Annotated in this window: 13 protein-coding genes; 5 read left to right on the plus strand and 8 right to left on the minus strand. The window is 55.9% G+C overall.

What is annotated here, in order from left to right; translation table 11 throughout:
• The first annotated feature begins 18 nt into the window (after positions 1 to 18).
• The 3 genes from G536_RS0113010 to G536_RS30660 all read left to right on the plus strand — a co-directional run bounded on the left by G536_RS0113010 (position 19) and on the right by G536_RS30660 (position 8,022).
• Positions 19 to 2,079, plus strand: a complete 2,061-nt coding sequence (locus G536_RS0113010) for a transglutaminase family protein (RefSeq protein WP_022824036.1) — start codon at positions 19 to 21, stop codon at positions 2,077 to 2,079.
• A 104-nt stretch (positions 2,080 to 2,183) separates the two neighbouring features.
• A complete protein-coding gene (locus G536_RS27705; protein ID WP_033370218.1) occupies positions 2,184 to 4,031 on the plus strand; it encodes a DUF3857 domain-containing protein in 1,848 nt (615 codons plus the stop codon).
• A gap of 415 nt (positions 4,032 to 4,446) precedes the next feature.
• Positions 4,447 to 8,022 (plus strand): reprolysin-like metallopeptidase, encoded by a 3,576-nt coding sequence (locus G536_RS30660; RefSeq protein ID WP_084708608.1) that lies wholly within the window; start codon positions 4,447 to 4,449, stop codon positions 8,020 to 8,022.
• Positions 8,023 to 8,406: 384 nt separating this feature from the next.
• Here the strand turns inward: G536_RS30660 and G536_RS0113025 are convergent, their stop codons facing one another.
• From G536_RS0113025 to G536_RS0113045, 5 genes are all read right to left on the minus strand, one after another.
• Positions 8,407 to 10,164 carry a T9SS type A sorting domain-containing protein gene (locus G536_RS0113025; RefSeq protein WP_022824039.1) on the minus strand — a complete coding sequence of 586 codons (1,758 nt, stop codon included), beginning with the start codon at positions 10,162 to 10,164 and terminating at the stop codon, positions 8,407 to 8,409.
• A 278-nt stretch (positions 10,165 to 10,442) separates the two neighbouring features.
• A complete protein-coding gene (locus G536_RS0113030; RefSeq protein WP_022824040.1) occupies positions 10,443 to 12,551 on the minus strand; it encodes a ComEA family DNA-binding protein in 2,109 nt (702 codons plus the stop codon).
• Positions 12,548 to 13,387, minus strand: a complete 840-nt coding sequence (locus G536_RS0113035; RefSeq protein ID WP_157530609.1) for a PorV/PorQ family protein — start codon at positions 13,385 to 13,387, stop codon at positions 12,548 to 12,550. The genes G536_RS0113030 and G536_RS0113035 overlap by 4 nt, the downstream gene beginning before the upstream one ends.
• A 46-nt stretch (positions 13,388 to 13,433) precedes the next feature.
• Complete coding sequence (locus tag G536_RS0113040; RefSeq protein WP_022824042.1) at positions 13,434 to 14,585, minus strand: DUF4357 domain-containing protein; 1,152 nt, start codon at positions 14,583 to 14,585, stop codon at positions 13,434 to 13,436.
• Between the two features lie 98 nt (positions 14,586 to 14,683).
• Complete coding sequence (locus G536_RS0113045) at positions 14,684 to 16,993, minus strand: S46 family peptidase (protein ID WP_022824043.1); 2,310 nt, start codon at positions 16,991 to 16,993, stop codon at positions 14,684 to 14,686.
• 203 nt (positions 16,994 to 17,196) lie between these two features.
• Between G536_RS0113045 and yidD the strand changes: the two genes are divergently transcribed.
• Positions 17,197 to 17,418: a membrane protein insertion efficiency factor YidD gene (gene yidD / locus G536_RS0113050; RefSeq protein WP_051166973.1), complete on the plus strand. Its 222-nt coding sequence runs from the start codon at positions 17,197 to 17,199 to the stop codon at positions 17,416 to 17,418.
• 121 nt (positions 17,419 to 17,539) lie between these two features.
• Complete coding sequence (locus tag G536_RS27715) at positions 17,540 to 18,451, plus strand: SdiA-regulated/phytase-like domain-containing protein (RefSeq protein WP_157530611.1); 912 nt, start codon at positions 17,540 to 17,542, stop codon at positions 18,449 to 18,451.
• Positions 18,452 to 18,523: 72 nt separating this feature from the next.
• Here the strand turns inward: G536_RS27715 and lgt are convergent, their stop codons facing one another.
• From lgt to G536_RS0113070, 3 genes are all read right to left on the minus strand, one after another.
• Complete coding sequence (gene lgt / locus G536_RS27720) at positions 18,524 to 19,528, minus strand: prolipoprotein diacylglyceryl transferase (RefSeq protein WP_022824046.1); 1,005 nt, start codon at positions 19,526 to 19,528, stop codon at positions 18,524 to 18,526.
• Positions 19,529 to 19,698: 170 nt separating this feature from the next.
• Entirely contained in the window at positions 19,699 to 19,938 is a 240-nt protein-coding gene (locus G536_RS27725) for a hypothetical protein (RefSeq protein ID WP_022824047.1), read from the minus strand.
• The gene (locus tag G536_RS0113070) at positions 19,931 to 20,527 is read right to left on the minus strand and encodes an RNA polymerase sigma factor (protein ID WP_022824048.1); all 597 of its coding nucleotides are present in this window, start codon (positions 20,525 to 20,527) and stop codon (positions 19,931 to 19,933) included. Before G536_RS0113070 ends, G536_RS27725 begins: the two co-directional genes overlap by 8 nt.
• Positions 20,528 to 20,758: the final 231 nt, after the last annotated feature.

Consider the following 20,758-nt stretch of genomic DNA (forward strand, 5'->3'; position numbering starts at 1 on the left):
ACTTTTTCTTATTATTTCATGGTACCAACAATACTCCGCCGGCTCGCGCTGCTGGCTGTAGTAGGCTGCGGCATTATGCCGTCGGCTTTCAGCCAAGTGGAACCCATTAAGTTCGGCAAACCAGAGCTTAAAGACTTCGACCCCAAAAACTTTGTGGCCGACAGCGCTGCCGAGGCGGTAGTGCTGTGCGACTTTGGTCGCTCACGCTTCGAAACTGGCGTCGCCGACGAAGGATTTAAAATCGTGTTCGAGCGGGTTACGCGCATCAAGATTCTCACCAAAGCCGGCTACGACCGCGCCACGGTGGAAGTTCCCCTCTACCACAAAGGCACCAGCGAAGAAAAGTTACTCAACCTGAAAGGCTTCACCTACAACTTGGCGAACGGCCAGATTGTGAAGGAGAAGCTGGAATCGGCAGCCGTATTCCGGGAAGAAACCAGCGCCAACATAACCACCCGCAAGTTCACGCTGCCCAATGTGCGCGAGGGTGCCGTTATCGAATACAGCTACACTGTCAGCTCCGACTTCCTGTTCAATTTCAACGATTGGCAGTTCCAGTACAGCATTCCGGTGCGCTGGAGCGAGTATCGGGCCCAGATACCCGAGTACTTCGACTACAAGATCTTGATGCAGGGTTACGTACCGCTGGCCGTAAACGAGCATCAGTCAGGCAACACGCAGTTCACAGTGCGCTGGAGTTCGTCGCTGGAGCCCGGCATGCAGGGGGGCCGTACCTCGGGAGGCTCCGAAACGGTATCGGCTCAGATGCAAACCCACCGCTGGGCCGCGGAAAACGTACCTGCGTTCCGTAACGAACCATTCATGACATCCTCCCGCGACTTTGTAGCGCGCCTGGATTTTGAATTGGCTGGTTTTAAATGGCCCAACCAAGCGTATAAGTCTGTTGCTAGCTCGTGGCAGGGCATCAACGATGACCTATTAGCACACGAAAGCTTTGGCGTGCAGCTCAAGCGCGGCGGTTTCCTGAAAGAGCAACTTACGCCGCTATTAGCACAGGAAAAAGACCCAGCCGCCCGCGTAGCTGCTATTCATGCCTTAGTCCGCAAAGCCGTGAAGTACGATGGGCACGACCGGCTTTACAGCAACGCTACCATCCGAAAAGCCTACGACCTGCACCGCGGCTCGGCTGCCGACGTTAATTTATTGCTAATTGCCGCACTCCGCGAGGCTGGCTTGCAAGCCAATCCCGTGTTACTGAGCACCCGCGACAATGGGTTCGTTAATACCGATTTCCTGCCGATGCTCTCGCGCTTCAACTACGTGGTGGCGCATGTGAGTTTGCCGGAAGGCAAGGAAATGCTGGTGGATGCCACTGAAGAATTACTGCCTTGCGGTATGCTACCCACGCGCTGCCTCAACGGCAACGGCCGCCTCATTATGCCCAAAGCCACCGATTCGCGCTGGATTAGTTTAGCCCCTCAGCAGCGCCTCACCGAGTACCAACAAATTCAGCTTGTCTTCGATGACAAAGGCGGCTACACGGGCAAGGTACACGCTGAGCACGGCGGCTACGCCGGCCTACACCAGCGCGACCGGCTACGTGAAAAAGGCGAGAAGAAGTTTGTGGAAGAAATGCTGCGCGGCCGCGAAGGCTGGAACCTAGGCAAATATCAATTCAGCCAGCGCGACGTGCTGGATAAGCCTTTGGCCCTAGACTACGAGCTAACAGTAGCCGGCAGTGATGCGCCCGTAGGTACCATGTATTTGAAGCCCTTGCAGCACTTCGGCAACTCCCGCAACCCCTTCGTGCACGAAGAGCGGCTGTTTCCGGTGGATTTCGGGTGCGCCATGGACGAAACTCTGGTCATGACCCTGACCCTGCCCAGCGGCTACATAGTTGAAGAGCTACCCAAGTCTACCAATATGGCGCTGCCCGAAAATGGCGGACGTTTTATATTTCAGGCGCAGCCCGCTGCCGATGGCACTATTCAGTTGATGAGCCGTCTCAATCTCACTCGGCCCGTGTACTCGGCCGAGGAGTACAAGTCGTTGCGCGAATTCTACCGCTTGGTGGTGGCCAAGCAAGCTGAACAAATTGTGTTGAAAAAGAAGTCATGAGGACTATCCTGCTCGTAAAATCAACTTGTTGGGCGCTTCTTTTTTTGGGTGCCCGCGTAGCTAGCGCTGTAGCGGGTCCGGCTCCTAAGTATGCGGTGGCGGATATGCCCGCTGCCCTGCGCGAAAACGCACATGCGGTAGTGCGCTTTTCCGACGAAACCTTGCTAGTGAAGTCGGCGGGCCGCACTATTGAAACCATTCGGCGGGCCGTCACTATTTTTGATGATGCCGGTGCCACCTACGGCCGCACCATGGTGTACTACGACCAGCTCAATACGGTGAACTACCTACGGGGCTCTGTGTACGATGCCGACGGCCGCCTACTACGAGCCCTCAAGCCATCCGATATCAAGGATGTGTCGCTGTCCGATGGGTTCAGTTTGGCCAACGACGGCCGGGGCCGCACCGCCGACCTGCGCCAGCCTTCTTACCCTTACACAGTGGAATTTGAGTACGAAGTCAACTCTACTAATACCCTGTTCTACTCTACGTGGCGCCCTCAGCCAGCCGAGCAAGTAGCTGTGGAGCAGGCCACTTTCCGGGTGCTAACGCCCACTGAGCTGCCACTGCGCTATCAAGAGCGTGATTTACCAACTGGCACCGCCGTAGTACAAACCAATCAAGCGGCCGGCTTGCAGAGCTACGAGTGGCAAATCAAGAGCCTAGCGGCGGTGGAAAACGAGCCAGATGGACCACCCGTAGCCGAGACGACACCAGTAGTTTTCACGGCTCCCAGTCAGTTTGAAGTACAGGGCCATTTGGGCATGCTCACGTCTTGGCAAACGCTAGGGCTCTGGAACTACCAGCTTAATGCTGGCCGCGACGAACTGCCAGCTGCCGTGCAGGCCAAAATAGCCGCGCTGGTACAAAGCGAAGCCGACGAGCGGGTCCGCATAAAAAAGGTGTATGAGTGGCTCCAAGCCAACACCCGCTACGTATCGGTACAGCTGGGCATTGGAGGCTGGCAGACTTTTCCAGCCTCCAGTGTGGCCGCCAACGGTTACGGCGACTGTAAAGCCCTCACCAACTATTGCCAGGCGTTGCTGAAAGCAGCCGGTATTACGGCACACTGCGCGCTGGTCAGAGCCGATGAGGAAGATATTCGCACCGAGTTTCCCAGCCAGCAATTCAACCACGTGGTGCTGTGCGTACCACTGCTAAAGGCTGCCAAGCGCGACACTGTGTGGCTGGAATGCACCAGCCAAACCAACGCATTTGGGTACATGAGCAGCTTCACCGGCAACCGCCATGCCTTGCTGATTACCCCTCAAGGCGGCAAATTGGTACGCACGCCTCGCTACGGCGCCCCCGAAAACCGCCGCGAACGGCTAGCTGATGTGTTCTTGGATGTCCAAGGCGGGGCCACGGCCAGCATCCGAACCAAGCGTACTGGCCTTGAGCAAGATAACTACGCCGCGTTGGCGGGCTCGCTCAACGCAGCCGACCAGAAGAAAGTGATGGCAGAGCGTTTGCCGCTCGCCAATTTTACTATCAGCAAACTGGCGTATGCCACCGACCACCGCGGCGCGGTACCCACTCTCACCGAAACGCTGGGCCTGACGCTGCCGGGCTGGGCTAACGTATCGGGCAAGCGTGCTTTCCTGACCCCTAACCTGCTAAGCCGCTGGACAGCTTTGCCAGCTAGTGCAGGAGAGCGGCGCACCGCTATTTGGCTCGACAACCCCTTCAGCTACGCTGATACAGTACGCATTCATGTGCCCGCCGGCTTCAAACCCGAAAGCCTACCGACGCCAGTGCAGCTTACCACCACGTTCGGTACTTATTCCAGCCAAGTACAAGCCCTGCCCGATGGCACGCTCCTGTACGTGCGCCGCTTGCTGGTACCTCGCAGCCGCTTTGCCCGCACTGAGTACCCAGCCTACCAGGATTTTCGCCGACGCATCAGCAACGCCGATAAAGCCCAGATAGTACTCGTCAGGACCGACGTTTAGCCTCTTAGCTGAAGTTAGAAATCCCATTGGCCTTGCTGCCAGTGGGATTTTTTTGTTGTGGTGGCTATATAAAGCTAGGCTCAATGGGCGTGTCAACCGCTTCACGAAATACCAACTGAGATACTGGCATTATTGCTATGTGATTGAAAGCAAAAAGGCCTAGATTTCATTTGCTGACTTCTGGAAACAAATTTAATTATTCCATTAAATATTTTTGTTTTCAACAGGCCATCTCAATCTGGTGCGTCTCTATAGCAATCCGCTCAACAGTTTGAAAGGTGGCATATCACGCAGTTCAAGCAAAGTAAATTGCTTTACAATCAGGGAATTCTTCATTCTATGCCGACTAAAGCACTATCTTAGGCGCCTTCAATAAAGTGTGTTTTTCCTCCTTTTCCACCTCTTTTTTCTTTCTATGCTACCACCTTTTACTTTCTCACGTCGTACGTGGCGGTCGGCTGTTATGGGCGGCTTGCTCTTGACAGCCGGGGTGCCCCTGGCGGCCAGTGCCCAACGGGTGCTGTGGGCCAACGACACTGAACCACTACCAGCTGCCTCCCGCGCGACCACCCAAGCGCTGAGCCAGTATCGTGCCGTGACCGTGCAACTGCCTACTTTGCGGGCTGCCCTAGCTACCGCCCCCGTTGAAAGTGGTTTGCGCACCTCGTCCACCGTTATTTCGCTGCCGCTGCCCGATGGCACGTCGGAGCGCTACCGTGTGGCACAGGTAGCTGTGATGGATCCTCGGTTGGCTGAGCGCTACCCAATGATCAAGGCTTACATTGGCCAGAGCCTCGACGATCCAACGGCCAGTGTGCGCCTAGACGTATCGCCGGCCGGTTTCCACGCCATGATTCGGGGCGTAGGACGCACAGTATTCATTGATCCGGCGGCTGATGGCAACTCAGTGCAGCACTTGGTGTTCAGCAAGAGCAGCATGAATATGGGCACCCAGAGCTGGGCTTGCGCTACTACCAGTTCTGCTTCTCCGCTTCCGGCCCCTACGGCCAGCCGCTTTCCAAATGGCTCCACGCTACGCACGTACCGCATAGCCATGGCGTGTACTGGCGAGTACGCAGCTACAAAAGGCGGAACCACAGCGGGCGCCTTGGCAGGCTTTGTATCCTCGGTGAACCGTGTGAGTGGGGTGTACGAAACGGAACTAGCTATCCGGCTGACGTTGGTAGCCAAGACGGATACCCTTATCTTCCTAGACCCCAACACAGACCCTTATACCAACCAAAGTAACGGCGCAACGCTCAACACCAACCAAACAATAGTTGACACCCGGATTGGCTCAGCCAACTATGACATTGGTCACATATTCAATACCGATGGCGGCGGTGTAGCCGGCCTAGGTGTAGTATGCCGCGCAGGCCAGAAGGCGCGCGGTACCACTGGCCTGCCTAACCCAACCGGTGATGCCTTTGATATTGATTATGTGGCGCACGAAATTGGTCACCAATTTGGGGGAAATCATACATTCAATGGTACCACTGGCAGTTGTGCAGGTGGCAACCGCGCGGGCATTTCGGCTTACGAACCTGGCAGCGGCACCACCATTATGGCTTATGCAGGCATCTGCGGTGCTCTTCAGAACACGCAGAATAACAGTGACCCGTATTTCCACTCCCGCAGCTACGATGAGATTCTAACGTACGTTAGCGGAGCGGGCAACTGCAGCGTAAATACGGCTACCAACAATGCCGCTCCGGTGGTAAACGCTGGTACTAACTACCGCATTCCACTTGGCACGCCCTTTACCCTAACGGGCTCGGCAACTGATGCTAACAACGACCCCCTGACTTACTCTTGGGAGCAGTATAACTTAGGTGACGCAGGAGCACCTACCGCACCAGTTGGTGACGCGCCCATTTTCCGAGTTTTTGCCCCGGTAACTTCTCCTTCACGTACGTTCCCGCGCATCTCTAATCTGCTGGCTAACACCACTTCGCTCGGCGAGATTCTGCCCTCTTACGGCCGCCGGCTGATATTCCGCTTAGTGGCCCGCGACAACCGCGCTACCGGTGGTGGTGCCGACTACGACTCGATGAACGTGGTGGTAGCTGGTAACTCTGGCCCCTTCCTAGTAACGCAGCCTAACACTTCTACTGCTTCGTGGCAGGCAGGCGCTCCGCAGCAGGTAGCATGGGATGTAGCCAATACTACGGCTGCCCCCGTTAGTGCTGCCAACGTGGATATTCTGCTTTCCACCGACGGTGGTCTGACTTTCCCAACCGTGCTGCTGGCTAACACTCCTAACGACGGTTTTGAAAATGTAACCGTGCCTACCACAGTAGCGGCCACCACAACGGCTCGTATTAAGGTGCAGGCCTCAGGCAACATCTTCTTCGACCTTTCCAACCTGAACTTCACGATCCGCAACAGCGGTACGCCTACGTTCTTCCTCGGCACATCCGGGACCCAATTTTCCGCTGTTTGCCCTGGTACGCCAATCACGGTTCCTATTACTATTGGTCAGCTACAGGGCTTCACCGGTACGGTAACTCTGTCGGCGGCCAACTTGCCGGCTGGCGTGACGGTAACGTATAGCGCCGCTACTGCTGCTGTAGGCGGTACAGTTCAAGCTACTATTGCTTCCGCTCCTACTACTGCCCCAGGCACCTACACCATCTCATTGAACGGCGTCAGCGGCACCGAAAGCCAGACGCAGCAGTACACATTCCAGATTCTGCCTACTGCCACGGCCATGGCCGTACCTATTACTCCAGCCGCTGCCGCTCGCGTAAGCCCACGCCCACGCTTTAGCTGGAACGCTGTAGCCAGTGCCACTACCTATGATGTACAGGTAGCCTCGGACGCCAACTTTACCACGGTGGTTCTCTCCCAGACCGGCCTCACGACGACCAGCTTCACTCCTACTGCGCTTAGCCTGACACCAGGTTCCACTTACTACTGGCGGGTGCGGGGAGTTAGCTTCTGCGGCTCGGCTCCTTATTCGGCGGGCCAGGCTTTCCAGGTAGCTACCCTGAATTGCACCAGCATTGCAGCCTCTCAGGTGCCCTTAACTATTGCGGCAACTGGCGCTAACTCGGTTACGTCGGTAATCACCGTTACCAACACTGAGGTGGTTGGCGACATTCGTATCCGCAACTTAGCGGTTACGCACCCTAACGTTGGGGAGCTTACTATTTCGCTCACTAACCCGGCCGGCCGTACAGCTGTACTACTGGCAAACGCCTGCCCTGGTACTGCCAACATCAGCCTAAGCCTGAATGATGCCGCCGCTACTGCCCTTGCTTGCCCACTCACGGGTGGCGGCACGTACCGCCCAGCCAACTCGCTGGCTACTTTGCTGAACGACCGGGCCAACGGCAACTGGACCCTAACTGTTACCGACAATACAGCTGGCAACGGTGGTACGCTGACGGGCTGGGGCCTGGAGCTTTGCACCGTTGGAGAGGCTCCAGCTGCACCTAACCCGCTAACGGCTGTTGCCTCGGGAGTAACCAACAACGTAGCTGGGGTGACGGTAATATGGGTTGACAATTCCGCCACCGAAACAGCCTTCCAGGTGGAGCGAAGCGGAGCCAATAATACCAACTATCAGTTGGTTGGTACTGTACCCGCCAATACCACGTTTTACACCGACCAAATTTCGGGAGCCAACGGTCAGTACTGCTACCGGGTGCGGGCTATCAATGCTAACGGCAACTCGTCATACTCCAACGAATCGTGCGTAAGCATTACGGTTCTGGCCAACCAGAACGCCGCCTTATTGCAAGGCGTAGATGTTTTCCCGAATCCTAGCACTGGCCTGTTCCAGGTGAATGTAGACAACGCACAGCGCGGTATGTTTACGCTGCGTGTAACCGACGCTTTGGGTCGCACAGTAGAGCAGGTAACGCTCAACAAAAATGGCGCACCACTGCATCACTCACTCAACCTGAGCAAGCTCAGCAACGGGCTTTACCACTTGCATTTGGATATGCCTGAGGGCACAGCAGTAGTGAAACTGTTGAAGCAATAGCAATCAACTAGTTCTGTGTAGTAAAGGCGGCTCCCAATTTTGGGGGCCGCCTTTTTTGTTGAAAGCACTACTAGTACCCCACCATACTTTACTACGCATTTACCGTCCGAAGCATACCACCCAGCCTGGTCCACTTGCTCTAAAAGAACAGGATGCTCATACTTCACCTACGTTAGCGGTTAGGCTTGGACTTCCTTCGGAATTGAGCTTTCAATCACTAGGAAATACTCACACTCCGTTACTATTTCCTTTAACCTCGCTTGCTGTATTGCTATTCAGTATTTCTGAGCATAAGCTACTATTACCTGCTTGGATACACCACTAAAAAAAGCCACTCCTAGTGCAGGGATGGCTTTTTTTGACTATTGCAGGAAGTAGAATTTACTATTCTACCACTACTTTTCGAATCACTGTTTGCTGGCCAGCCTGCAAACGCAGTGTGTAAATCCCTTTAGCCAGGCCTACCGTGGAGAATGACTGTTCGGCCACTCCACCGCGCACCGCAAGGTTTCGTTGCTCTACTGCCTGGCCCAAAGTATTGAACAAAGTAGCCTGTGCGGCGGCTAGGCTGCCGGCACCCGTTACGCGTACCGTCAGCTGGCCGGTGGTAGTTGGGTTGGGGAATACGCTCACCTCACCGCCTGCCAATTGCTGCTGCGCAGCCAGCACTAAGCTATTAACGGTAATAGTGAAAGCACCTTGCACGTCGGAAGTAGCATACGGCGATACTGCTACGTAATAGGTTGTGCTAGGCGTGAGGCCTGTCACGTTCAGCGAACCAGCGTTGGTATTGTTGGTGGCCCCACCTTTGCAAGCCACCTGTACAAACCCAGATGAGCAAGAAGTGGCCGAAAACACTCGGATAGACCCAGCCGCCGTACCTGTAGTAACAATACCAGCATTGGTGCTACCCACGCCGCTGGCGTTGGTAGTGAAGCGGAACCACACATCCTTAGGGTTGACAGCTACACCGCAGCCTTGAGGCGGCGGCGAAGTATAGCCAGGCGCTACTGTACTTAAGGTAGTAGTAGCCCCCAGGTTGGTAGCATTTATTGGAACTGATGTGGCAGAAAGGGCTGGCAACTGAATAGCTGCGCAAGGATCATCGTTGGCAGGAGCAGCTACCGTACCAGTAGTGAAGGTGACCGTACTGCTATTACCGGTTACGCCGGCTGAGCAATTAGGCTGTAAGGACACGGTGTAAGCCGTACTAGGCGTAAGGCCTGTCAGGACGAAGGGCGAACTGGTAGGTGCCGGCGTGAGTGTAGTGGCCGTGCCGCCGGCGGGCGTGTACACCACCGTGTAACTGGTGTTGCCTACCCCACCCGTGAAGCTAACAGTAGCCGAGGTATTGCTAATAGAGCTAACTGCTATATTGCGTGGCGTGCCGCAAATCACTGCAGGAGGTGTGAAGCGGTAGATCTGCCCAGCAGCGGGCACGGTGGCAATAGTGCGCGTTTCAACGGTGGAGCTAGCTGTGGGGGTGGCCGTAGCGTTGTTGAGCGACAAGTAGCTTCCGGCTCCGGTGCCTACGCCTGCCAGCAGAATAGAAGCTGAAGGAGCGCTTACAGCGCCTCCTTCGGGCCGGTAAATAAACTCCACCACGTTGGTGGTTTCGTAGAGCTTCACCTGAAACGAAACGACTGGGGACGTAGCATCATAATCCCACAAGAAATTCCGCCATTCCATAGTAAATACCCGGTTTGGAGCTGTACCAGTGGTGGCGTACAACGCAGCGCCGACTTGGCCGCTTATATCGTCCCAGAGTGGGGCAATCAGTGGGCGTAGTCTGTCGGCTACGGATGGGTTGGCTGCAGTGCCGGTGGCCAGCGTGTTAGTTTGCGCTACTTCAATATTGGATGTATTGAAAGTCAAAAAGCCATTGGAAGACGCTTGCAGTTGGGTGAAAACGGTGGCATCGTAGGTGAATGAGAAGCCGATAGGGATGGTTGGGGATACGGCATCGTCGGTCGCCAGATCTGGTACAGCGGTGCCGGTTGCTAAGGGCGTGAAGGTACCGGCTACCGGTGCAAAGGTGTACGTATTAACCTGGGCTGACGCGGCCCCAATGGTTAAGGCTGCACCGGCTGCCAACGTTAGCAGGTAGCGGCCAACCGACTTCGCGTGTAAGCGTGTTTTCATTTAGCGGTAGAGTCAGAAGATGAGAAAAGAAGATTCGGCCTTGCTCGCATGGCCCTATATGGCCTTATAGCAACGAGGATTAGGCCAAGATAATCTATAAATCTTTCTCCTCGCCGTAAGTGCCTTTGTTTGGCTTCATCCCTGACTAGTTGGCGTAGTTCTGTGGCATTCTCTTACTCTATAAAAGAACCGCTCCAGCAAAATGCGCAGACTAGTATTTCTTGCACTCACCCACTGATTATCAAGCTTTCCACTGCATGCACCTTGCCACTACTTGCTCAGAACCGGTAGCGGGCCTGGGCTTTTAGCTCGGTGCGGCGCGGCCCCTGGATTTCCTCCAGCCCCGACCCAACCGTACGCTGGTGACGATAGTGCGTTTCTGAAAGACGTAGCCAGAGTGTGAGGTGCCGGTTGCAGTTGACTTCCGCCAGGCCATATATACGGGTGCCCTGCCCGGAAAGCGCCGGTACCGAGAAGGCATACAGCACATCTTGCTCGAACACATATTGCCGCGTATCATAATCGTCGGTGTCGAAGACAGCGTAACGGGCAGTGAGCCGCAAGCGGCGGCCAACCCCTATTGTAGCATCCTGGGCCAGCACGTAGCCAGTGCGCCAAGGGCCGTTGCCTTCGTAGTAGCGGGTGCCTTGCACGCGGGTGCGCAAGCCTAACGTGGTGGCTGGGCTGGCATCGTAGTAGAGCAGCAAACTGCGACGCACCGTGGGCACGGGCAATGGTACTGCCCGAGTAATATCAGCGTCGTACTGTTTTTCGCGGGTTCGGATTTGGGCGTAGAGTAGGCTGGTTTTGGTGGGCGCGTAGGCTACACGCAGCAACCAGTCGTGCCCGTGTGAGGGGGCACCTACTTGGTATTTCAACCACGGAAACCAGAACTGGTCATAATAAGCCGACACTTCCCAGCGGGCCACCGGCCGCAGCTTCGCTCCCAGGTACAGCCCCGACTCGTTGATGTTGCGGGTGTTTTCGCTAAGGGCATTGCCATAAAGCGTGTGAAAGTCGCGGGTGTAGTGCCGCACCAACGCCGACACATCTAGGGTGGGCGCAACGCTGGCCAATAGCCCGTTCACAGTACCAAAGCCGCCGGAACTACTACGGGCCGTTTCACCAAACAGCAGTACGTTGCCGCGCACGTAGGTGTAGTGCGCGCCCAGCGCTAAGTTCTGCTTGCCCCGAAATTCGTACTGGTTGTATAATTCGGGGCGGCGCTGAATGGCTTTGTCGAAGTAAGTGCCAACGGCGGTGAGGCCAGCCGCAAAGTTGCTGTTGCGGCTGGTGTAACCCAGGTTGCCGCCCGCCACAGTTTCGCGCAACGCCTGCCGGTTGGCTAGTTCGCTTGGGGTCCGGTGAAAACCTGTTAGCAAGAAACCCGACGAAAATTCATCAAACTCTGCCAGGGAGTCGGCAGCTTGCTGCACGTTGCCATCCACCCGCTTCCGCGACACGAAGGCTGTGGCCCGCACCGTAGGCGCGAGACTAATGGTAGCCGCCGCACCCCGGAAAAACGTGCTTTCCAGCACCGATGAGTACTGCCGCACACCTACCGAACTGCGCCGTAGACTGGTAATGGTTTCGGCCCCCTTGCCCACCTGCAACCCCGACGACAGCAGCAGCCCCTGCCCGAATTGCAGTTGATAGTCGCCGAGGGCCAACGTTTTCAGCCGGCCCCGCTCCTGCACTACTAAGTGCCCCGACAGAAAATCAGGGCCGTAGCGGCGGGCGCTGGGGTTCCAAACCAATTGTTCGCCAGCGTCTTTTTCGGCCGTGAAGCCCAGGCTGAAATCCTTGGGGTGGCTGACCCGGTAGCGCACCAACAGCTTATCAGGCGAGCCGGCATAGCGCGTGGGACCGTGGCCGAGGCTGTCGAGCGGCGTGGCGGAGTAACCCTTGCGGCCTTGCAGCACTCGCTCGTAGCGCACGAACAGCGCGTTGTTGTCTTCCTTTAGCACGCGCTGCCACAGCGGCCCACGCACAGCATTAGCGCCGCCCAGCGTTTGCACCGTTACAAAGGGCGCTACCCGGTAGATGCTGCGCACATCAAAGCTGGGCACTGCTTGCAACTCGTAGAGCGTGAGCAGAGGCCCCCGCTGCTGGCGGTAGTCGAGCAGGCTGGTAATCTGAGTTTCGGAGAGCAGCAACAGACCGCGCAGTTCCTCACGGGTGGCGGTGTTGAGGTTGAGCGGGGTCTGGTAGTATTGCAGCAGCGTCTCGTACAAATCTTCGTACGGCACCTGGTCACTCTGAATTTCAGCAAACAGCTCCTGCGTCAGCCGGTCAAGGTCGGCAGCGGGGCGCACGTATTCCTGCGCCTGGGCGCTGCACGCTAGCAGCAGCAGCGCTGGCAGCAGCTTTAGAACGCGGCAACTCATGGATGCTTCCCGAACTGCAAGCTGATACCTACGTGCTGGCTCAAGCCTAACGCAGCGTGCCAAGCGGCGGCGTAGTCAATCTGGAGCGCCCCAGCCTGAAATCCGATGCCGCCGGTGGTTTCTTCGGTGAGGCTGCGAAACCCGGCTCGTAGCGCTAGCTTCTCAATGGCGCGGTATTCCAGCCCGGCTTTGAAGTTGGCATCCTGCTCCACATCCTTCTCGGTTTCAATATTGAAACTCACCTTAGCAGTAGGCCGGTACGAGAAGCCGGCTTTGAGCACGGTCGGTACCCGCTCGTCCTGATATTCGGCCAGTTTGGCCTGGTTGAGGTTGTAGAGGTATGCGCCGAACACTAGCCGTTTTGGTATCAACTCCGCTTGCCCACCCAACGACAGCGCCACGGCCCGCCGGCTGCCCAGCCCTTCAATGCTAAGCTGCAACATATCCACTCTGGCACCTACGCTTACCAACCCACCTCGGTAACCGTAGCCCGCGCCCACTCGCTGCTCATTGTAAAGCTTGCCGCCAAAACGCTGAAGCTCCACGCCTACCACACCGTTTTGGGCTTTATTGTTTTCCACTGCACCTACGGGCACGGCCGCTGCTATGGCCACCGTATTCAGGGCGCTGAGCAGGTAGCGGTTTTCGGCATATACGCCGACTACCGGCCGGTTCACTTGGCCCAGCCCCGCCGCGTTGTTGCCCACGGCCCATACGTCGCTCAGCGTAACGGAAGCATTGCCCAACGCGGCTGCTCTGGCGCCGGGCCCACTGCCTTGAGCCTGGGTGCTAAATGATAATAATAAGAGCCCTAAGCATAAGTATATTTTTATCATATTTTGAAGATATGATGCTGCGTTGAAGCAGCCAAATCTTCCCGTTTTATTCTAAATAATCCCTCAAAGGTTTACCTAAATCATCAACCCAAGCCTGTTTTGCATTAACTGAGTAGCCGCAAACTACATCCGCAGCTTGAGCAGGCGATTTAAATACGTGCTGTTGGCTGAATTGCAATATTTTACCATGAGCCACCACTATTCCTTGCTCCATTAATTCCGTCCGTAGTGCTTTAAGCGCCGGACTCAAACTCGGCTTGGCTTCTGGCATAGCCGTGGAACCAGCCAAAACGGTCATCGTCTTATCGGCAGCGTAATGCCCTTCCGCTTTCACGCCAAGGCGACTCAGTGAGAGGGCGAATTTTACCTGAAGTGAAGCAGGCAAATAGACTATTGAAGCGACTTGAGGGGCCTTCTTCGCGTCAACTTGCTCCGCAGACTGACGTGAAGCTGCTGACCTACTCTCCATCTTTTCGCCCACAGCCTTCCGCACTAGCACCGTTGGTTTCGGTTTGGGCAACGTTTCGCCAGCCAGAAAGGCAACGGCTTCTTCCCGCGAAACAGTCAGTCCTTTGGCGGCCAACAGTTCCAGCAGTGCCTCCGGCAACGCCGGAAACGGTGGCTGCGTGATATGCTTCTCAGCTTCCGGTAGCACATCTTTCATGGCGCGCTCCTTGCGCGAGAGCAGCAGATAGCTTTCCGCCGCCAACCGGGCCGACCCATTCAGAATATTTTCATGCCCCAGAAAATCCTGGAAATACGCGGCCGTTTCGGTGGGCTCATCATGCAGTAAATCGAGACTACCGAACAGCTTCTGGGCAAACTCGCCGCTGGTCAGCGAGAAGTAGAAGCGCCAGTGCTGACCGTCGGTAATGATGGTGAACAGCGCCGAATGGTTGCGGTTGTAGTCGCGCAACTGGCGCTCCACTTTCGCCAGGTCGTCGCCGATACGGCCCACACCTTTGCACTCGATGAAGATAGTATCAGCCGCGAAATTATTAGCAAATAGCGCCACGTCCACCCGTGTATTATCTTCTTTTTCAGTGGCTTTAAACTCGGTATAAACCTCCACCGGATTCCAGATATTCCAGCCTACTGCTTGCACGACGCGCGCTACCAGTGACAGGCGGACGTGTTCTTCATTTTTATACTCACTGGCCAGCAGACGCCGCCTAATATCCTCTAATAGCTCAATCATAAATCAAGTTTAGGCATTTACCCGCAGCCATGAAAAAGCCCCGGCACCAAACCGGCACCGGAGCTTTTAATAAAGGATGGAAAGCGTCAGGATGTGGCTTACATGCCCGCCGATACGCTGTCTTTACCTTTCTTCTTTTTGATTTTGGTTTTCTGACCGTCGTCGGTTTTTACCTTCATCTTTTCCACGTCGCTCATATCGGTGGCCGAAGCAGTGGCAGCAGGGCCTACGCCGGGGTTCGGACCATTGTTGACGATGGTCATTTCATCGACGATGCTGCGGGCGCCACCCAGCTTCTCGATGCACCAGAGCACGTAGCGAATGTCCACGTTGATGCAGCGTTTCAACTCGGGGTCGTAGGCCAGGTCGCCGGTCATGGCTTCCCAGTTACCATCGAAGGCAATACCGATTAGCTCGCCGCGGCCGTTAATAACCGGCGAGCCGGAGTTGCCGCCGGTGATGTCGTTGTCGGTGATGAAGGCTACGGGTAGGTTGCCTTCTTTGTCGGCGAAACGGCCATAGTCTTTCATTTTCAGTAATTCCAGCTCTTTCTTCGGCACCACAAACTCGTCGTTAGTGGGGTCTTCCTTCTCTAGAATGCCTTGGGCCGAAGTTTTGTAGTCGTAGCGCACGGCGTCGCGGCCTTTGTAGGGGCGCACGGTGCCGTAGCTGAGCCGGATGGTGGAATTGGCGTCGGGCGAGTACACCTTCTGGGTGTTCTTTTCACGCAGCGCAGCCACGTAGAGGCGGTTGGCGCGAATCAGGCCGGCTTGCATACCCTGCATTTTCGGCAGGATGTTTTGCGCATAGTTGGTGTATACTGAGTTGAAGGTCTTAAAGCCGGGGTCAGCTTCCAGCTTGGCCAGCGTAGGGTTGGCCAGGAAGGCATTCACCTTAGCTTCTGAAGTCAGAAAGGAGTTGGCAAACACGTAATCGGCGTATTTCGCCCACGAGTTGCCGTACTGCTTCTGCACGGTTTGGAACACATCGGGCAGTTGCGTAGCCGGTACGTCCTTGCCATACATAGTCATCAGGGCCGTGAACACCTTTTTGTCGGTGGGCGCGCTGTAGTCCTTGAAGTATTCGGCCACTGGCTCCTTGAGGCCCTCTACGGCTTTCTGAATAGCAGCTTTGTCGGTAGGGGTAGATTTCAGGGTGGAGTAAAGCGGCATCATGCGCGAAGCCAGCGTCACGATTTCCGTCCCGAACGCACCCTCGTTCACATATTGTGAGCTGAGGTTGTACTCGCGCAGACCAGAGTAGGCTTGGTTGATAACCGGCAGCGCCTCACCGTACTTCTGCACCCGCGCCTGGTCCGCTCTGATCCACTGATCCAAAGAAGCCTCTTCTTCTTTCTTGGCGTCCACGGTTTTCAGGCGCTTCATGCCTTCATTCTGGCCGATGAAATACTTCCAGTAGTTGGCAATGTTGGCATATTTCGAGGCGTACTTCAGACGCAGCGCAGGATCCTGGTCCATGTCCTCTTTCCACAGCTTCAGGCGAGTATCGCGCAGCTTGATGCGGGCCGGGTTGCTTTGGTCGAGGGTGAGTTGCAGGCCCGCAGCGGGCAAGAAACGTTGAGTGCGGCCTGGAAAACCGAACACCATAGCAAAGTCGCCTTCACTCACGCCCTGCAAACTTACGGGCAAGTGCTTTTTGGGTACGTAGGGCACGTTGTCGGTCTGGGGGCCGGCGGTAGGCTTGTTGTTTTTGTCGGCGTACACCCGGAACATCGAGAAGTCGCCGGTGTGGCGGGGCCACATCCAGTTATCGGTGTCGCCACCAAACTTGCCCACGGCTTCGGGCGGCGCGCCTACTAAGCGCACGTCACCGAAGCGCTGATACACAAACAGGTAGAACTCGTTGCCACCAAACATGTCGCGCACGTAGGCAACATATTGGCCGTTTTCCTTAGCGGCATCGGCCATTTCTTTCTGGCGCTTCTGCACCATAGCCATACGCTCGGCCTCGGGCGTGGTGGGCGTAATGCCTTCCAGCACCTTGCCGGTCACGTCTTCCATGCGCACCAACAGATCCACGAACAAGCCCGGATTAGTTTTTTCTTCGGCCCGGGTAGTGGCAAAGAAGCCGTTTTGGAGGATGTTGTTCTGGGGTGTGCTATGGGTTTGCAGGGCGTCGTAGCCGCAGTGGTGGTTGGTGAGCATCAGGCCCTGGCTGCTCACAAACTCGCCGGTGCAAAAGCCGCCAAGCTGCACTACGGCGTCTTTGAGGCTAGCATTATTAACGTCATAGATTTCCTCAGCCGTGAGCTTGAGGCCTTTTTTCTGCATGTCGGCCTGGTTGAGCCGCTTCACGAACATAGGCAGCCACATGCCTTCATCGGCGTGGGCCGCAAGGGGCATGAGCAGCGTCAGCAGCAGGGCTTTCGCCCAATTAGTTGTGCGCATAAGATTGGAGGGAAAATGGGGATAGATAATCGGCATGGCCGGTCGGCGAATTTACGAAAAGACTCGGGTGCACTAGGGCTTAGGTGTATTTCGAAGGCGGCAAGCACTGGTTAGTGTTGCTGCTGGCACAAACTAAGGCATGGGCTGCGGTAGTGTTATGCAGCGGTGCAATTATTCGGGGGCGTTTGTGGTTCTTTACCTCTATGTCGAGTCTGTTTCGTCGTCTGTTCCTGGGTTTGCTGTGGGTGTACCGCCACCTCATTTCGCCGCTCACGCCGCCCAGCTGCCGCTACACGCCCACTTGTTCGGCCTACGCCGTGCAGGCCATCGAGAAGCATGGCCCCTGGCGTGGTGGCCGGCTGGCCCTGCGCCGCATCAGCCGCTGCCACCCCTGGGGCGGCCACGGCTACGACCCTGTGCCGTAGGTAGCCAACAGTTACGCCCCCTGCACTTTATTGTGCTTACTGCGTATAAGGCACTTCTGCTACTGCCCGTCCTCGTTGGGTCGGGCAGCCCTTTTTATCATTTCAATTCAACTCTTTTCTAATGCCTAGATCATTTCTGCTAGCCCTTGGTTTGACTACACTGCTTAGCACCGCCTGTTCCCAGGCTCAGAGCGATAAAACCAACAACTCGGAAACCGCCACCACCGAAAAGCAGAAAGGCAAAAAGGGCAAGAAGAACAAGGGGGATAAGAGCAAAAGCGAGAAGGCAGTAGCCGGGCTGGAGAAAATGGCCAGCCTCGACGGCAACATCCGGGAAAGCTCAGGCTTGGCGCACGGCGGCCGGCCTGGTACTTACTATACCCATTCCGACGCTGGCAACCCGCCCGTGCTCTACCTCTTTAACGAGCAAGGCAAGCTGTTGGGTGAGCGGGAATTGCCAGTTACCAATGTTGACTGGGAAAGCCTTGCTGAAGACAATCAAGGCAACGTATACGTAGTGGACGCCGGCAACAACAACAACTCCCGGCGCGACCTAGCCATCTACCGCGTCAAGCCGGACCAGCCCGACAAGGTTGGTAAAATCAGTTTCCGGTACGCCGACCAAAAGGCATTCCCACCAACCAAAGAAGAACGCAACTTCGACTGCGAAGCTTCCCTGTGGCACGCCGGCAAAGTCTACCTGTTCACTAAAGACCGCGCCCAGCAAAGCACCAGCAAGGTGTACACCCTGCCCGACCAGCCCGGCACTCAGACCGCTCAACTTCTCACGGAGTTATCCATCAGCGGCGAAGTAACCGGCGCCGACCTAAGCCCTGACAGCCAGCATTTAGCTTTGGTAGGCCGGGAGATGCTTTACTTGTATGAAGGCAACGATTTTGCGGGCGCATTAAAAGCCTCGGTAAAAACCGTTTCGCTGAAAGGTGCCGGACAAACGGAAGGCGTTTTGTTTCTGGATAATAATACCCTGCTAATTAGCACCGAACAAGGTTCGCTTTACCGCTATAAGCTGTAGTAAAGCCAGCACCTGCAAAAGCAAAAAAAGCCCCGCCAGACTACCTGGCGGGGCTTTTTTTGCTTCTAAAGATTACACTTTTATAGTTTTCGTGCCGTTGGCTTCCTCCTCACTCAAATCTCGGGGAGCATAACCGTAGGGATTTTTGGGGTCTTTGCCGGCACGGAGCAGCACCCATAAACCCACCAGAATCAGCGGCAAACTCAGAATCTGACCCATGTTCAGCGGTAGTTTATCCTCGAATACCTCCTGGTTTTCCTTCAGGAACTCGCCGAGGAAACGCTGCGTGAACAAGAGCACCACAAACAGCCCAAATAACAGTCCGCGGGGCGTTCGGTCTTTGGTACGGTTCCACATGCCGTAAAGCAGCACCAGCAGGAAAATACAGAAGGCAGCTTCGTAAATCTGAGTGGGGTGGCGTGGCACGGCCATCGGCGAATCGGGCGCTACGGGGGTGCCTTTGGGCAACATACGGTAGGTTTCGGAGCCATCTACACGTGTAACGGGTTGGGCAGCTACCTGCACCGCGCCGGGTGGCAAAGGCCGGGTTACGGGCACGAAATGGTCGGCGTCGCGCACAAACACGAATCCCCAAGGCTTGGAGGTTGGCTCGCCTACAATTTCCGAGTTCATGAGGTTGCCCAAACGAATCATGCAGCCGCCCAGGGCCACTACAATCACAATCCGGTCGAGCACCCAGAGGTAATCAAACTTGTTGTTGCGGGCAAATAGCCAGCAGGCCAACAAGATACCCAGGGTAGCACCGTGGCTGGCTAGGCCGCCTTCCCAAATTTTAAATATCTCCCAAAAGTGCTCCGACGTCAGGTAGTAAGCCGGGTCGTAGAACAAGACGTGCCCCAGCCGTGCCCCCAAAATGGTACCCACCAGCATGTAGATGGTAATAACATCCACCCAGCGCGGCGAGGTACGCTCCGATTTGTAGATGTGCGAGAGGATGAACGTGCCGAATACAAAGCCCGACATGAACAGCAGCCCGTACCAGCGTAGCGTCAGCGGCCCGATATGGGCCAGGATGGGGTCGGTATCCCAGGTGATGAAAGCAAGAAAGGAGAGCATGGTTACGAAAAGATGGAAAGGGTTCAAAGGTAGTCAGACATTCCGCTTGCGGCTTTGCAAACCGACTGCCTACTCCGGCACCGTGCAGACGGAGGCCACTGGTAGTAACGCTGCCGAATCAGCGGGTAGCTAGTCGCGCTAAACGCCCCATCATGGTTGAGGTGGCAAACTTAGCGCAGCAGAGCACCGTCACCACTGAGCAGCAGAACTATAGCCAGCATGACGGCGTAGCTGGGCCAGCGTAGCCAGTTAGGCAATGGTTGAGGTACCGCCACTGCTTCCCCAACCAGCCGGGCGCGTACCCGACTGTAGAAAAAGGGCCGGGGTTGAGGCTGTTGTTGGGTGCGCCAGCGGTGCAGCAGGTTTTCCCATTCTTCGTCGGCAGTAGAGCGAGGGGCGGAATCAGACATGATGCGAGGAAAGCTTAAGATGCGTACGAAGGGTTTTGCGGGCACGAAACAACAGAGATTCCACGGCTGGCACCGTAGTTTCAAGCACGGCGGCTATTGCCTCATAGCTCAATTCCTGCTCGTAGCGTAGCGTAAAGGCTATCTGTTGCTGATCCGGTAACCGGGCAATATGCGCGCGTAGAAGCTCCACCTGCTGTTCCCCTTCCAGTTGTGCCTGTGGGTGCGCGTGGTCGGGTGGCTCGTGAAGTACCTGGTTATCGAAGCCTAGCAAACTGGTGAAGTAGGCAAAGCGTTTTTTGGTGCGGGCCCGTTGCCGGTATTTTAGGGCCCGCGAAGTAGCCAGCCGATATAGCCAGGTACTCAGCGCGGCCTCCCCCCGAAACCGGCCAACGGTTTGGTAGACTTCCACAAACACTTCCTGGGCCACGTCCTCGGCATCTTCCGGCGACCCTAACAACGCCAGTACGGTACGGTAGACGCGGTTCTGGTAGCGTTCCACCAGCTTACGAAACGCGTCTTCACTACCCTGTTGCAGCTGCGCTACCAGTTCGGCATCAACAGAAGTAGCGCAGAAGTACGCAGGAGGCACAACCTCGTGGGCAGCAGGCAGCGGAAGTGTATACACCAGTGAAGCGAGAACTGAAAGATAGAAACAACCTGCTCAGCACCCGACCTTGTTTGCGCCTACTGAGGTTACATCTGCTTAGGCCCCGTTAGCCCACAAAACTTGCGGCCATCCTACAATCTTTTTAATATATCCTTGATTAACAGAACATTACTTTAGAAAGCAGTATCTTCTAAAGCACGGCCTATGCTGCCA

Origin of the sequence: Hymenobacter norwichensis DSM 15439 (assembly GCF_000420705.1) — a bacterium.
Lineage (GTDB): Bacteria > Bacteroidota > Bacteroidia > Cytophagales > Hymenobacteraceae > Hymenobacter > Hymenobacter norwichensis.